The sequence below is a fragment of the Variovorax sp. SG517 genome (genome assembly GCF_013376045.1).
Lineage (GTDB): Bacteria > Pseudomonadota > Gammaproteobacteria > Burkholderiales > Burkholderiaceae_C > Variovorax.
Genome location: NZ_JABMJG010000006.1, coordinates 374,579 through 389,841, shown reverse-complemented (window position 1 = coordinate 389,841; position 15,263 = coordinate 374,579). Strand labels below are relative to the sequence as shown.

At 70.0% G+C, this 15,263-nt stretch carries 11 protein-coding genes; 10 read left to right on the top strand and 1 reads right to left on the bottom strand.

All coding sequences use genetic code 11. The features are described from left to right. Window positions 1-31 precede the first annotated feature (31 nt). On the bottom strand, window positions 32-907 hold the full coding sequence (locus FHT32_RS20460; RefSeq protein WP_176666420.1) for a helix-turn-helix transcriptional regulator: 876 nt from the start codon (window positions 905-907) through the stop codon (window positions 32-34). Between the two features lie 169 nt (window positions 908-1,076). Between FHT32_RS20460 and FHT32_RS20455 the strand changes: the two genes are divergently transcribed. Genes FHT32_RS20455 through FHT32_RS20410 form a run of 10 tightly spaced genes read left to right on the top strand, consistent with a single transcriptional unit; the run spans window position 1,077 to window position 15,260 of the window. Beyond that, window positions 1,077-2,669, top strand: a complete 1,593-nt coding sequence (locus tag FHT32_RS20455) for an ABC transporter substrate-binding protein (protein ID WP_176666419.1) — start codon at window positions 1,077-1,079, stop codon at window positions 2,667-2,669. Next, window positions 2,666-3,694, top strand: a complete 1,029-nt coding sequence (locus FHT32_RS20450; RefSeq protein ID WP_176666418.1) for a M14 family metallopeptidase — start codon at window positions 2,666-2,668, stop codon at window positions 3,692-3,694. Before FHT32_RS20455 ends, FHT32_RS20450 begins: the two co-directional genes overlap by 4 nt. A gap of 38 nt (window positions 3,695-3,732) precedes the next feature. Beyond that, window positions 3,733-4,710: an ABC transporter permease gene (locus tag FHT32_RS20445; protein WP_176666417.1), complete on the top strand. Its 978-nt coding sequence runs from the start codon at window positions 3,733-3,735 to the stop codon at window positions 4,708-4,710. Continuing rightward, a complete protein-coding gene (locus FHT32_RS20440) occupies window positions 4,707-5,618 on the top strand; it encodes an ABC transporter permease (protein ID WP_176666416.1) in 912 nt (303 codons plus the stop codon). The genes FHT32_RS20445 and FHT32_RS20440 overlap by 4 nt, the downstream gene beginning before the upstream one ends. Next, window positions 5,615-6,628 (top strand): ABC transporter ATP-binding protein, encoded by a 1,014-nt coding sequence (locus FHT32_RS20435; RefSeq protein WP_176666415.1) that lies wholly within the window; start codon window positions 5,615-5,617, stop codon window positions 6,626-6,628. The genes FHT32_RS20440 and FHT32_RS20435 overlap by 4 nt, the downstream gene beginning before the upstream one ends. A 4-nt stretch (window positions 6,629-6,632) precedes the next feature. Next, complete coding sequence (locus FHT32_RS20430) at window positions 6,633-7,658, top strand: ABC transporter ATP-binding protein (protein WP_176666414.1); 1,026 nt, start codon at window positions 6,633-6,635, stop codon at window positions 7,656-7,658. Next, window positions 7,655-9,442, top strand: a complete 1,788-nt coding sequence (locus FHT32_RS20425) for an FAD-binding oxidoreductase (RefSeq protein ID WP_176666413.1) — start codon at window positions 7,655-7,657, stop codon at window positions 9,440-9,442. The genes FHT32_RS20430 and FHT32_RS20425 overlap by 4 nt, the downstream gene beginning before the upstream one ends. Further along, complete coding sequence (locus tag FHT32_RS20420) at window positions 9,439-12,489, top strand: AMP-binding protein (RefSeq protein ID WP_176666412.1); 3,051 nt, start codon at window positions 9,439-9,441, stop codon at window positions 12,487-12,489. Before FHT32_RS20425 ends, FHT32_RS20420 begins: the two co-directional genes overlap by 4 nt. Beyond that, complete coding sequence (locus FHT32_RS20415; RefSeq protein WP_176666411.1) at window positions 12,482-13,411, top strand: DMT family transporter; 930 nt, start codon at window positions 12,482-12,484, stop codon at window positions 13,409-13,411. The genes FHT32_RS20420 and FHT32_RS20415 overlap by 8 nt, the downstream gene beginning before the upstream one ends. Further along, window positions 13,401-15,260, top strand: a complete 1,860-nt coding sequence (locus FHT32_RS20410; protein ID WP_176666410.1) for an FAD/NAD(P)-binding protein — start codon at window positions 13,401-13,403, stop codon at window positions 15,258-15,260. Before FHT32_RS20415 ends, FHT32_RS20410 begins: the two co-directional genes overlap by 11 nt. The last annotated feature ends 3 nt before the right edge of the window (window positions 15,261-15,263 follow it).

Genomic DNA, 15,263 nt, shown 5'->3' with positions numbered 1-15,263 from the left:
CCCGTGCGGGGCCGCGTGGGGTCGCGCGGCGTCAGTCGACGATGCCGTTCCTCGCCGCCGGCGGTTGCAGCGCATCGAGCGCCGACAGCCGCCGGTACTCGCTCGGCGCCACCGCGTAGGTGCTCATGAAGGTCTTGTGCAGGTGGCTCTGGTCGCTGAAGCCGGCCGCGTGCGCCGCATAGGTCACGCGGGCGCCGCCGGCCATGAGGTCTCGCGCGTATTCGATGCGGTGCCCCACCAGCAGCTCGTGCGGCGTGAAGCCCCATGCGTCCTTGAAGCGGCGGTGCAGATGGATCGGATGCCAGTTGACCGCCTCGGCAAGGTCGTCGAGCGTCAGGCGTTGCTGGAAGCCGGTGGCGATCAGGCCGTAGGAGCGGCGCAGGCGATCGTCCGCCTCGCCTGACTCGGTCGTCTTGCCGGCTTGCATCGGGATCCACTGCGCGAGCAGGCGGCGCACCAGTGCGCGCGCCGCGATGCCCGCGTCCTCGCGGCCCGTGTCCGCGATCTCGTGCAGCAGCCTGTGGCACTGCGCGAACTCGCGCCCCCAGGGCTCGCACGCGAACACCGAGACCGGTTCGGGCTCTGGCCCGTGCATGCCGTCGTCCGCCTCGGGCACCGGGTTCACGCAGCGCGCAACCGCCACGCTGCAGTACATCGCGTCCTCGCGCCACGGCGTGCTTCGCGCCTTGATCGAATGCCAGACCTGCGGACCGATGCGCAGCAGCGCACCAGGGGGCACCACGGTGACGCCGGCGCTCGTTCTCACATGCAACTCGGTATCGGAAACCGACAGCGTGTAGCCGCCATGCCGGTGCGCCCGGATCTCTCGTTGAACGAACCGGTTGGCGGTGAACTGCAGGCCTGCCAACTCTTTGTCGCGCCAATAGGAAGATGCAAGAAGTTCCATGGAAGCTAAGAATCTACATGGCGGGGAAGCCGCCGCTTGCTAATGTCCCGGCATCGATTTGCGCCCACGGATCCAACGATTCAAGCGCATGAATGTGTGTCGATGGCGGGCTGGATTCTATGAATCCCGAACCGTTGCGACAACCGGAATTCCAACGGAGACAGAACCCATGAGACCGACCCTGCGTCACTGGCGCGCGCTGCTGTGCGGCGCGCTTCTCGCATGCCTTGCATGTCTTTCCAATGCGCAGGAACTGCGTATCGGGCTGAGCAGCAATCCTTCATCGGTCGATCCGCATTTCGTGAACAACGATGCGATCAGCGCGGTGGTGAGCCACGCCTACGAAACCCTCGTCGCGCTCGACGCCGACGCACGCCTGACACCCGCGCTCGCGACCTCGTGGCGCGCCATCGACGACACCACCTGGGAGTTCAAGCTGCGCGACGGCGTGAAGTTCCACGACGGCAGCCCGCTCACCGCGCAGGACGTGGTGTTCTCGCTCGAGCGTCCCGCGACCATCGTGAACAGCCCGAGCTCGTTCGCCGCCTACACGCGTGCCATCACGGGCAAGAAGATCGTCGACCGCCTCACGCTGCAGCTGACGACCGCCACGCCGGCGCCGCTGCTGCCGAACGACCTCACGCGCATCTTCATCGTCTCGCGCAAGTCGGCCGAGAAGGCCAGCAGCGACGACTTCAACCAGGCGAAGGTGCAGGCCGGCACCGGCCCCTTCAGGCTCGTGAAGTTCACGCCCGGCACCGGCGTGCAGTTCGCGCGCTTCGACGGGTACTGGGGCTCGAAGCCGGCGTGGTCCGGCGTCACGCTGCGCGCCCTGCCGGCCGAATCGGCGCGCATGTCGGCGCTGCTGTCGGGCGACGTGGACCTGGTGGAGAACGTGCAGGCCAACCTGGTCTCCCAGTTCCGCCAGAACAAGAGCCTGAGCGTATTCACCAAGGTGTCGAGCCGGGTGATGTTCCTCTACACCGACCATCGCGATACCTCGCCCTTCGTCACCGACAAGGACGGCAAGCCGCTCGATCGCAATCCGCTGAAGGACGCGCGCGTGCGCCAGGCGATCTCCAAGCTGATCGATCGCGGCGTGCTGGCCGAGCGCGTGCTCGACCAGCTCGGCGTGCCCACCGGCAACCTGGCCGCGAGCGGCATGTTCGGCTTCAACCCCGAGCTCAAGCCCGATGGCGTCGACGTGCAGGGCGCGCGGCAGCTGCTCGCCGAGGCAGGTTATCCCGCGGGCTTCGGCCTCACGCTGTTCGGGCCGAACGACCGCTACGTCAACGACAAGCAGGTCGCGCAGGCCATCGGCCAGATGCTCACCCGCGGCGGCATCGTGACCAAGGTGCAGGTTTCACCGATGGCGACCTATGTCGGGCGCGCCTCGAAGAAGGAACTGGGCTTCGGCCTGCTCGGCTGGGGCGTGGGCGGCGGCGAGCCCTCGGGCGCGCTGCGCGGCCTGCTCGCCACGCCCGACAAGGAGCGCGGCATGGGCGCGACCAACTGGAGCAGCTACAGCAATCCGCAGTTCGATGCGCTGCTGAACGAAGCGCTCAACACCGTCGACGACGCGAAGCGCGAAGCCCTGCTGCAAAAGGCCACCGCGCTCGCGCTGAAGAAGGACTACGCGATCATTCCGCTGTACCACCAGGTCTCGACCTGGGCCGCGCGCAAGGGCCTCACGATGGTGCCGCGCGTCGACGAGTTCACGCAGGCCCAGCAGGTCCATGCCGAGGCGGAGGACCGCAAGTGAGCGACATGTCCGACCTGCCGCATGTGCTCGACCACCTGCCGCCCGCGTTCATGGGCGCGTCGGCGCGCACGCTGCACGAGGTGCTGCCGGCACCGACGCTGATCCACCTGCCCGGTGTGCGGCCCCGGCCGGTGTTCGTCTCGGTGCTGCTGCACGGCAACGAAGACGCGGGCCTGCTGGCGCTGCAATCGGTGCTCGCGAAGTTCGAAAACCAGCCGCTGCCTCGCGCCCTCTCGATCTTCGTCGGCAACGTGGAGGCCGCGCGCGCCGGCGTGCGCCGGCTGGAAGACCAGCCGGACTACAACCGCATCTGGCCGATCGCCGTACCGGCCACGCCGCACCAGCGCATGGCGGCACGGGTGATGGAAGCGATGCGCGAGCGCGAGGTCTTCCTGGCCATCGACCTGCACAACAACTCGGGGCGCAATCCGCTCTATTCCTGCCTGAGTTCGACCGGCGCGGAGCATCTGCGGCTCGCACGCATGTTCTCGCCGCTCGCGGTGCTCATCCAGGCGCCGCAATCGCTGGGCGCCGCGTTCACGCCGATCTGCCCGACGGTGTGCTGCGAATGCGGGGAAATCGGCAACGCCGAGGGCGTGGCACAGGCCGCGACGCTCATCGAACGCTGCCTCGCCGACGACTTCGGGGACGGCACCGCGCACGACGACGCGAAGGCGATCGACATCTACCAGGCCTTCGCGATGCTCAAGGTCGCCGAGGGCCTCACGCTGAGCTGCGACGGCCAAGCCGCCGACCTCCAGCTGCCGCCAGAGATCGAATCCTTCAATTTCCGCGCGCTCGAGCCCGGCCACGTGATCGCCACCACGCTGTCTCACCCCGACACGGAACCGCTTCGCGCCTACCGGCTCGACGGCGAGGCGATCGCCGGCATGCTGGTTCGCAAGGGAGCCGACGTCTGCCTTTCGACGCACGCGGTCGCCGCCATGTTCACGCGCGACCTGCGCGCCATCCGCCAGGACTGCCTCGGCTACCTCATGCAACGCGTGCCGGTGCTCGCGCCCTAGGGCGCACGCGCAACCTTCGATACAGGACCTTCACCTTCATGCTGGTTTATGTGATTCGCCGCCTGGCGCAGAGCGTCGGCGTGCTGCTTGCGATGTCGATGCTGGTGTTCGCCAGCGTCTACCTGATCGGCAATCCCGCCGACATCCTGATCAGCATGGACGCCGATCAGGCCGAGCGCGCGCGGCTCGTGCGGGCCATGGGCCTGGACCAGGCCCTGCCGCTTCAGTACTGGAACTTCCTGCAGCACGCGCTGCGCGGTGACCTGGGCAACTCCTTCGTCCATGGCGTGCCCGCGATCTCGCTGGTGTTCGAGCGGCTTCCCGCCACGCTCGAGCTGGCCTGCGTCGCGATGCTGATCGCCATCGCGCTGGGCGTGCCGCTCGGGCTGTGGGCCGGCCTGCGGCCTCATTCGTGGATAGGCAGGAGCATCATGACCGGCTCGATCCTGGGCTTCTCGCTGCCGACCTTCTGGGTCGGGCTGATGCTCATCGTCGTGTTCGCGGTGCAGCTGGCCTGGCTGCCCGCGGGCGGGCGCGGGCCGACGCGCGAGGTGCTGGGGCTTTCGCTGTCGATCTTCAGCGTCGAAGGCTGGAAGCATCTGCTGCTGCCGGCGGTGAACCTCGCGCTCTTCAAGCTCGCGCTGGTGACGCGACTCACCCGGGCCAGCACGCACGAGGCACTGACGCAGGACTACGTCAAGTACGCCCGCGCCAAGGGCCTCTCGCCGGCGCGCGTGGTGGGCGTGCACGTGCTCAAGAACATCCTCGTGCCGATCGTGACGGTGGTGGCGCTGGAATTCGGCGCGCTGGTCGCGTTCGCCGCCGTGACCGAGACCATCTTCGTCTGGCCCGGCGCGGGCAAGCTGATCATCGAGTCGATCGGCTCGCTCGACCGCCCGGTCATCGTCGCCTACCTGCTGGTGGTGGTGTCGATGTTCACCCTGCTCAACCTGCTCGTGGACATCGCGTACTCGAGCCTCGACCCGCGCGTGCGGCTCGACGAACAAAGCGCATGACGACCATGTTCGAAGAAGACGAATCCCCCCTGCGCCGCCTGCTGCGGCAGTACGCCCGCTCCAGGCTCGCCGTGCTCGGCGCGGCCGTGCTGCTGGCGCTGATGCTCGCCGCGCTGTTCGCACCCCTGCTCGCGCCGCAGAACCCGTACGACCTCGCGCAGCTCGACATCCTCGACTCGCGCCTGCCGCCGGGTTCGCACGGCGGCAACGATGCCGCCGGCCAGGGCAAGCTCTACCTGCTGGGCACCGACGACCAGGGCCGCGACATGCTCTCGGGCATGCTCTACGGGCTGCGCATCTCGCTGGGCATCGGCGTGGTGGCAACGCTCGCGGCGCTTTCGCTGGGCGCGACGCTGGGCCTGCTCGCGGCCTACGCCGGCGGCCGGCTCGATGCGCTGCTCATGCGCATCGTGGACATCCAGCTGTCGTTTCCCGCAATCCTGGTCGCGCTGGTGCTGGTCACCGTGCTCAAGCCGGGCGTCGGCAATGTCGCCATCGCGCTGGTGGCGGTGCAATGGGCCTACTACGCGCGCACGGTGCGTGCCGCGGCGCTCGTCGAGCGCCGCAAGGAATACATCGAAGCCGCGCAAGGCCTGGCGCTGAGCGATACGCGCATCGTCCTGCGGCACCTGCTGCCCAACTGCCTGCCGCCGGTGATCGTGGTGGCCGCGCTGCAGGTGGCCAACGCGATCTCGCTGGAGGCCACGCTGTCCTTCCTGGGACTGGGCGTGCCGATCACCGAGCCCTCGCTCGGCCTGCTGATCGCCAACGGCCAGCAATACCTGCTGGCGGGCAAGTACTGGATGTCGCTCTACCCCGGCGTCCTGCTGCTTCTCACGATCCTCGCCATCAATCTCGTCGCCGATCAGCTGCGCGACGTGTCGAACCCGAGGCTGCAGAAGCAATGACGAGCGCATCTCAACCCGTGCTGCTCGTCGAGGGCCTGAAGACGCAGTTCGCCACGCGCGCCGGCATCGTCAAGGCCGTGGACGACGTGTCGTTCTCGATCGAGCGCGGCCAGATCATGGGCCTGGTCGGCGAATCGGGCTCTGGCAAGTCGATGACGGGCTACTCGCTCATAGGGCTGATCGACCCGCCGGGCCAGGTGGTGGCGGGCCGGCTGCGCCTCGCGCCGCGCAACGGCGAGGTGCTCGACCTGCGGCGCCTGTCTTCTCGCGCGCTGCAGGGCGTGCGCGGCAATCGCATCGCGATGATCTTCCAGGATCCGATGATGACGCTGAACCCGGTGCTGCGCATCGACACGCAGATGATCGAGGCGGTGCGCGCGCACCACCGGGTCAGCGAGCGCGTGGCGCGCGAACGCGCCGCCGCGGCGCTCGCCAAGGTCGGCATCCCGTCGCCGCACGAGCGGCTGCTGGCCTATCCGCACCAGTTCTCGGGCGGCATGCGCCAGCGGGTGGCGATCGCGATCGCGCTGCTCAACGAGCCCGACGTGATCATCGCGGACGAGCCGACAACGGCGCTCGACGTCACGGTGCAGGGCCAGATCCTCGCGCAGATGCAGAGCCTGTGCCGCGCCTCGGGCACCGCGCTGATCTGGATCTCGCACGACCTGTCGGTGGTGGCGGGGCTGGCCGACACGGTCTCGGTGATGTACGCCGGGCGCATCGTCGAGCAGGGCCCCGTGGCCGAGGTGCTCGACCGGCCGCGCCACCCGTACACGCGCGGGCTGATCGCGAGCGCGCCGTCGCGCAACCCGCGCGGGCGCCCGCTGCAGCAGATCCCGGGCATGACGCCCTCGCTGCTCGCGCTGCCGCAAGGCTGCGCATTCCAGGCGCGCTGCGCCAGCGCGGACGTGGTCTGCCGCAACGAGCCGCCGCTGGTGGCGCTCGACGGCCGCAGGCTGCGCTGCTTCCACCCGGCGCCCCTGCCCTCTCCCTGTGCGATTGCGAACTGACACCATGGACACCGTCACCCCGTTGCTCGAACTGCGCGCCAGCGCCAAGCGTTTTGTCCGCAAGCCCGATGCCGCGGCAAAGATCGCGCGCCTGTTCGGTGCCCCGGTGCCGTCGCGCACCGTCCACGCCGTCGACGGCGTCTCGCTCGCCGTGCGCCCCGGCGAAGTGGTGGGGCTGGTGGGCGAATCGGGCTGCGGCAAGTCGACGCTCGGGCGCATGGCCGCGGGGCTGCAGTCGCTGAGCGAGGGCGAGCGCTGGTGGCAGGGCGAGAACGCCGAGCTGCGCAAGCGTCGCCTTTCGGCGAGCGCGCACCGGCGCGACATGCTCGGCGTCCAGATGATCTTCCAAGACCCGTATGCGAGCCTCAATCCGCGCATGCGGGTGCGCCAGATCATCGGCGAGGCGCCCGTGGCGCACGGGCTGGTCGACGCCGGGGACCAGGAGGCGCACGTGGCTGCGCTGATGCAGAAGGTCGGCCTCGACCCCGGCTTCATGCGCCGCTTTCCGCACCAGTTCTCGGGCGGCCAGCGCGCGCGCATCGGCATCGCCCGCGCGCTGGCCGTGCGGCCCCGGCTGCTGATCTGCGACGAAGCCGTGGCCGCGCTCGACGTGTCCATCCAGGCGCAGGTGATCAACCTGTTCATGGCGCTGCGCGAGGAGCTCGCCCTCACCTATCTCTTCATCAGCCACGACCTCGGCGTGGTGCGGCACATCAGCGACCGCGTGGTGGTGATGTACCTCGGCCGCGTGGTCGAGTCGGCGAGCGCCGACGCGCTGTTCGAACAGCCGCTGCATCCCTACACCGAGGGCCTGCTGGCCGAGGCGCCGAAACTCGAGGTGCGCAAGAAGGCCTTCGTGGCGATCCGGGGCGAGATCCCCTCGCCGCTGAATCCGCCGCGCGGCTGCCATTTCCATCCGCGCTGCCCGCGCGCGACGCGACGCTGCGCCGAGGAGATACCGGCGCTCGTGCGCGTGGGTACCGATCATTGGGTCGCCTGCCATCTGATCGAGCGGGCGGGCAGCGCATGAAGATCGTCGTCATGTGCTGGCTCGCGCGGGCATCGGTCGATGTCTTCGTCGCGCGCAACATCGTGCTGCGGCCCGATCTCGCGGCCAAGGCGCCGCACCAGGTCGCCGCGGAGCTCGCCGCGCTCGCGCCCGACGTGGTGATCGCGCGCGAGGCGCAGTACGAGGCGGTCTCGGCCATCGCGGCCGGCCCCCCCGGCTGCCGCTTCATCTTCTGCGGCCTCTCGGCCTCGCGGGTCGCCATCGATCCATCGACGCTCCAAGGGCGCTGCGCCTTCGTGACCGGATCGAACTGGGAGCGCGCCGAGTACGAAGCCTTCGTGCTTGCGGAATCCATGTGCCGGCCGAGGCATGAGCCGGCCGCCAAGGCGGTGGCCGGTGCGCCGGGCGAGGTGATGCTGGTCGGCGCGGGCGTCGTCAACCTGGTCACGGCCCTGACGCTGTGCCGGCGCGGCCATCGCGTGTCGGTGTACGACCGCATGGCCGATCCGCGCCGGGGCGACACGCCGCACGCCGAGCGCGCCGGCGCGACCTTCGGCGGCAGGGACGCGCGCATCTTCTCGTACAACGAATCGCGCCATCACCTGGCCTGTTCGCCGCTCTATACGCCGCGGGACACGCCGCGCTTCCGCCTTAGAATTTCGCGGGACGGCTGGCTGTCTCGCGACTACGAGACGATGTCGAACGCCGACCGCCGCTGGATCGACCAGCTCGAACAGGTGCCACCCTGGGCGGCGCTGCTCTATGGCAACGACATCGTCGGCTTCAACCGGCAGAGCCACCGGCTGTGGCGCGAGCTCTTCAGCCTCTATCCGGAGCTGCTGCGCGAGACACACCACGTCGGCCGGCTGCTGCGCATCTACCCGAGCGAGGCGTCCCTGCGCTCGGCGCAGACGGCCGAGGCCGAGATCGGTGCGCTGATCGGCACGGTCCCGCTCACGCGGTTGCGCGAGCGCGAGCCCGCGCTGGGCAGCGCGATCAACGAGGGAGCGATCGCGGGAGCGCTCGATGTGCAAGGGTTCTCGCTCAACATCGTCTCGTTCTGCCGCAACCTGATCGGGCTGCTCGAGCGCCTCGGCGCGAGCTTCCACTGGCAGCATGAGGCGAGCGAGGTGCGGCATGCCAGTTCGGGCGCGGTGACAGGCATCGTCGTCAACGATGCCTTGCGGCGAGCCGACCACTATGTACTCTCCCCCGGCGCGCAGGCGCACACCCTTGCCGCGAGGATAGCGGGGCTGCCCGCCATCGGCGCGATGGTCGGCATGTGGGTCACACTGCCGAACGACGGCGCCGCGCTGAACACGCCGCTGAAGGTGCGCCGGCGCGCATTCGCCAGCAGCGAAGCGGCCCAGGGCGCCAACGTGGTACCGGGCCGCGACGCCGCCGGGCGGCCGGTGCTGCACTGCAGCTCGGGGCATGGCTTCGTCGGCGTCTCGGCCGACGACGTACGCCTGGCCGACCTGCCCGAACTCGCGCGCTGCGTGATGGAAACGGCGGAGGAACTCTTCGGCGACAAGTTCAGGCGTGCCAGGGAGTCCGGCATGCTCGGCGAGCGTCCGCGCTTCTGCGTGCGGCCCTGGACGCCCTCGGGCCTGGGAGTGCTCGAAGTTCAGGAAGCGGACGCAGGCGGCAAGATGGTGCTCAGCGGCGGCCACAACACCGGCGGCTTCGCGCAGTCGCCGGCCGTCGCGGAGGCCGTGGCCTGCGCGCTGGAGGCAGGCCCCCATGCGATGCACACGCTCTACCACCCACGCCGCTTTGCCGACGTGTTCGAGGTGACACTGTGAACGCGCCGCGACCATCTCTCACCGCGCTACTGCGAGACGGCCTGCGCACCGGTGCGGCGACGCTCTGGATCGACGACGACGGCGCCATGAGGCGCGACGAATTCGCGGCACTCGTGGTCGCGCAGGTGTCGCTGCTGCGCCGGCAAGGCGTGAAGGCTGGCGAGCGCGTGGTGCTGCATGGCGTGGCTTCGCGCGGACTGGCGGCGATGCTCGTGGGCTGCCTGCTCGAGGGCGTGGTCGCCGTGCCGGTCGACGCGGCGCTGCCGCCGGCGCGCAAGCAGGCGATGCTGGACGCGGCGGCCGCCACGCTTGCCATCGAGTTCGCGATGCAGTCGCCGCTCGGGGCCGACGGCATCCGGCGTGTCGCGGGCGTTGCATCGCCGCAGGCCGGGTGGACGCTCGACGACCTGGGCCTGCCGAAGATCGCGCCCGATGCGGGCTGCTACATCTTCTTCACCTCCGGCACGACCGGACGGCCCAAGGGCATCCTCGGGCGGCGCGGCGGCCTCGCGCATTTCTTGGCCTGGGAAGCCGGCATGCTCGGCCTCCAGCCCGGCGACCGCGTGGGTGTGCTCACCCGCCTGTCGTTCGACGTGGTGCTGCGCGACCTGCTGCTGCCGATCGTCGCGAGCGTGACCGGCTGCCTGCCGCCGGCAGACGCCCCGCCGACACCGGCTGAAGTGCCGGACTGGCTCGCAAGGATGGGCGTCAGCGTGCTCCACGCGGTGCCGTCGCTGGCGCAGGCCTGCCTGGCGGCGCTGCCCGCGGGCGCGCGCAACGCTACGCTGCGCCACACGCTGTTCGCAGGCGAACCACTGGGCAGTGCGCTGGTCGGGCGCTGGCGCACGGCGTTTCCTTCGAGCGCGGTCTACAACCTGTACGGGCCGACCGAAACCACGCTCGCCAAGTTCTGCGCCCGCGTGCCCGACCCGGCGCCCGAGGGCATCCAGTGCTGCGGCCTGCCGCTGCCCGAGGTCGACGTGCGCATCCTCGACGAGGCGCTGCAGGCGTCAGGCCCGGGCGAGCCCGGCGAGGTCGCGATCCGCACGGTGCACCGCTCGCTGGGCTATCTAGACCCGGAGGAGCCCTCGGCCGCGCGCTTCATCGTGCTCGACGGGCAGCCGGCCTACCTGAGCGGCGACCTCGGCTTTCTGGACGCGCAGGGTGCGCTGCACCTGCGCGGACGCAAGGATCATCAGGTCAAGATCCTCGGCACCCGCATCGAGCCCGCCGGCGTCGCGGCGGTGCTGCAGTCGCACGAGTCGGTGACCGACGCGGCCGTGGTGTGCGTGACGAACGAGGAAGGCGGCGCGCAGCTCGTGGGCTACTTCAGCACGCACGCCGATGCACAGGCCGTGCGCCGGAGCCTGCGCCCTTTCCTCGCGGAGCGCTTGCCGGCGGCGGCGATACCGAGCCACCTGATCGCGCTCGATGCGCTGCCGCTCACGCCCAACGGCAAGCTGGATCGCGCACGCCTGCCCGCGCCTGCGCCGCGCGCGGACGCCGCTGCCGCCGCCTCCGACGCGGATGTCGACGAGCTCGCGCTCGGCGTGGCCGCAGCGATCGCACTGGTGCTGCGGAAGGCGCATGTCGGCGTCGACGAGGACTTCTTTGCGCTCGGCGGCGACTCGCTCGCGGCGATGCGGCTGTGCGCCGAGCTCGAAGCACGGCTCGGCGTGCATGCGCAGCCGCTGTTGCTGATGTACGCGCCCACCGCGCGCGAGCTGGCGCGGCAGCTGCAGGAGGCCGGTTCGGCCGCGCCGGCGCCGATCCCGCCCGCCCCGCGCACCCGCTGGTTCGCGCTGAGCCCGCAGCAGCGGCGCTACTTCCGCACCTTCTGCGCGGGCGGCAACCGCAACTGGTGCAACATGGTCGCGCTGTTCGAACTGCCCGACGAAGTCGACGCCTATGCGGTAGGCCGCGCGCTGACAGAGATCGCGCTGCGCCACGACAGCCTGTGCCTGCGCTTCGACCATGACGAGGAAGGCGCCGTGCGCCAGTCGATCGTGCCGACGGAAGACGTTCCTGTGGCTCTGTGCGACCTGAGCGCTCTCGACGCGGAAGCACTGGCGCGCCGCATCGACGCGCTGCGCGTGGCCCAGGGCGAGGCGGAGATCGCGCTGTTCTCCGACGCACCGCTGTTCCGCGCGACCCTGCTCGTCCTGCCCGGCAGGCGGCGACGGCTGCTGTGGACCGTCCACCACCTGGTCAGCGACGGCACGAGCCAGGGCCTGCTCGGGCGCGAGCTGGCCGCCCGGCTTGCGGGCCGACCCTGGACGACGGATGCCCCGCCGTCGATGCGCGACATCGCGGCCTGGGCCGGCGCGCGCAACGCCTCGGCACAGGCCGCGCGCTCGCATTTCCGCGAGCTGCTCGCCGCGCCCTACCGCCACCGCTATATGCCCGACAGGCTGCGCTGCGACGATCCGCAACGCTGCCATGCCATCGAGGCCGCCATGAGCGGCACGCTGCGCGATGCGGTCGTGGCGGCGGCGCGGCGCCTGAAGTGCACGCCCTATGTGCTGTACGTGGGCGCGTATTTCCGCTGGCTCGCGGCGCTGACCGAATGCGACGACCTGGTGGTCGTGACGCCGCTGGCCGGCCGTGCCCACCCGCAGGTCGCGCAGGCCATCGGCGATTTCATCAACCTGGTGCCGCTGCGCGTCACGGGGCTGGGTACGCTGTCGCCCGGGCAGCTTGTCGAGCGCGTGCGCGACGGCATCGCGCTGGCCGCGCGCCACCAGGACTTCCAGTTCGACCAGGTGCTCGACGAACTGGGCCTGCCCCCCGGCGCGGACCGCAACCCGCTGACCGGCTTCTCGCTCAACTTCATGCCCCAGGCCGATGGCGACGCGCCCGGACTTGCGACGCCGCGGCACGCCGATCGCGGCTACCGGCTGAAGTACGACCTGCTCATGCTGATCCGCGGATGGCACGACGCCACGCACGTCGAGTTCCAGTACCGCGCCGGCCTGCTTTCGCCCTCGGAGATCGAGGAGTGCTTCACCGACTACTGCTCACACCTGGAGGCACTGAGCCATGCCTGAGAAACAAGGGACAAGGGCCCCGGCGCCGCCGGGCGAATACATGCTGCTGGTGCTGCTCGCGATCCTCTGGGGCGGCTCCTTCACGCTGATCAAGGTGGCGGTGGCCGGCTATCCGCCGGCCACGCTGGCTGCGGCGCGCATCCTGCTCGGCGGCGCGCTGTTGACGGCGCTGGCCCTGGCGAAGGGCTTCACGCTCCCGACGCGCGCCGGCCGCTGGGGGGCGCTCTGGGTGCAGGGGCTGCTGCAGGGCGCGCTGCCGTTCACGCTGATCGGCTGGGGCGAGCAGCACATCGCAAGCGGGCTCGCGGGCGTTCTCAACGCCACGGTGCCGCTGTTCGCCTTCATGCTGTCGGTGTTCGTCGTCGGCTCGGCGCCCTTCGTGTTCACGAAGTTCGTGGGCGTGCTGCTCGGCCTTGCGGGCGTCGCCGGGATCGCCGGCCTCGGTTCCCACGCTGCGCTGGGCGGCAGCGACTTTCTCGCGGTCATTGCGGTCCTGGGCGCGAGCGCGTCGTATGCGTGCGGGGCTGTATTCGGCCATCGCTTCGGCGACCAGCCCGCCGTGGTCACCGCGGCCGGCTCGCTGCTGTGCGGCGGGCTCACCATGCTGCCTTTCAGCCTGGCCATGGACCGGCCCTGGACGCTCACGCCAAGCCTCGAGGCCACGCTGGCACTGCTGGCCCTCGCGGTGCTGTCGACCGCGCTGGCCAGCGTGATCTTCTTCAGGCTGATTCGCACGCTGGGCCCGGTCACCACCACCAGCAACGCATATCTGCGGGCACTGGTGAGCGTGGCGTTCGGCGTGGTCTTTCTCGCGGAGCCTTTGAACTGGAGCCTGCTGGCCGCGAGCACGCTGATCGTCGCCGGGGTGATGCTGGTCACGCTGCCGGGCAGGCCCAGCGGGGAGCTGCGCCGTGCGGGTTGAGATCGCGATCGTCGGCGCCGGACCCTGGGGTCTGGCGGTGCTCGATAGACTGGTCACCGCCGCGCGCCGGTGGCCACGGCTTGCGCTCACCGTGCACGTGATCGACCCCGACGAGCCGGGCCCGGGCCTGCACAAGCCCCACCAGGAAGACTTCCTGCTGCTCAACACCGTCACCGGCCAGCTCGACAGCTTCAGTGCACGTCATTTCGGCGAAGCGCCGCTCACGGGCGCCATGGCGTTCATCGACTGGCTGCGCGAGGCGCGCGACATCGTGGCCGATCCCCACGGCTTTCTGCCTCGCGCACTCTTCGGCGCCTACCTTCGGCACGTGTATGCAGTGCTGTGCGACAACGCGCCCACGCAATTTCGGATCTCGGAGGTGCGCCATCGCGCGCTCGATGTCTCGATCGTGGCTAACGAGCGGGCGTGCGTGCGCCTGGGCGACGGGTCTGCGCTCACGGTGGACCACGTCTTTCTCTGTACCGGCTATGGGCTGGCACGTTCCGAGGTCGAACGGCCGGCATCTCCGGCCACGCCGCTGGCCCCATATCCTCTCGCGCCGCTGCAGGCCCGCATCGAGGTCGGATCGGCAGTGGGCATCTCGGGCGGCGGACTGGTGGCCGTCGACGTGGTGGCAGCCCTCACGGCCGGGCGGGGCGGGCGCTTCATGCGCGACGAAGACGACATGCTGCAATACCTGCCGAGTGGCCGGGAACCCGTCATGTTCGTGCACTCCCGCAGCGGCATGCCGTTCGCGTGCCGTCCCGCGCAATCGCTCGACCTATCGGGCAGTTTCGCGCCGATCTACTGCACCGATGCCTATCTGGCCTCGCGACGCGCGGCACGCGGCCCCAAGGGCCTGCTGCTCGACGAAGACCTGTTGAGCGTGCTGGCGGCCGAGATGCGAGCGGCCTACCTGATGCGCGCGATAGCGCTGCCACAAGGCCCGGATGCTGCCGCGGCGTGCCGGCGCGTGCTTGCCTTGCTCGCACCCGCTGAGGTGAGGGATTTTTGCGAGGCGAAGCTCCCATCGATGACCACGTTCTCGCCTGAAAGGCTGCTCGCATCGGAATCCGCGTCCGTACCCTTACCGGCGCCGCGCAGCAGCGCGGAATTCAGCGCCGCCTTCGCAGCTTGGCTGCGCTTCGACGTGGACGAATCGCGCAAGGGCGAGGCACACAGCCCATACAAGCACGCGGTCGAATTGCTGCGCGTACTGCGCGGCTTCATTCGTCAAGCCGTGGAGTTCGATGCGCTCGCCCCGGCATCGCGCCACCGTTTCTTCGATGTCGTGGCCCCGCGGATCTCGCAGCTGGTCGTCGGCCCTCCGATCCGGCGAGGGCTCGAATGGCTGGCATTGATGCGCGCCGGGCTTCTGCGTGCCGATCTCGGCCCGGCGCCTATGCTCGAACGCGATGCGGCGCTCGGCGTCTGGCGGGCGCGCTCCAGCGCATTCGAGGTACCCATCGTGGCCTGTCTCGATCATCTGGTGAATGCGCGGGCAGGCCAGCGCGGCATCGACACCAGGGATGGCTCCCTGCTCGCTGCCCTGTGCCGCTCAGGCTTATGTACCGGCACCGCGCCGCCCGAACCGGCACACACCCGACGGCGAGTGCCTCGCACCGACGTGGCCGGCCATCCGCTCGACGCGACGGGTCTGCCCGTGCGGCAGTTGACGCTGATCGGCGTGCCGACCGAAGGCCTGCGCTACTTCAACCACTACCTGCCGTCCCCCAAGAGCAGGTCAAGGGTTTTTGACAACATTGAGTTGGCACTCGGCGCCTTGTGGGAGCGACTCGCGGCGACGCCTGGCAGGGGGGTGCCGAGGGCGGACTCGCCCTGTGCTTGAGCG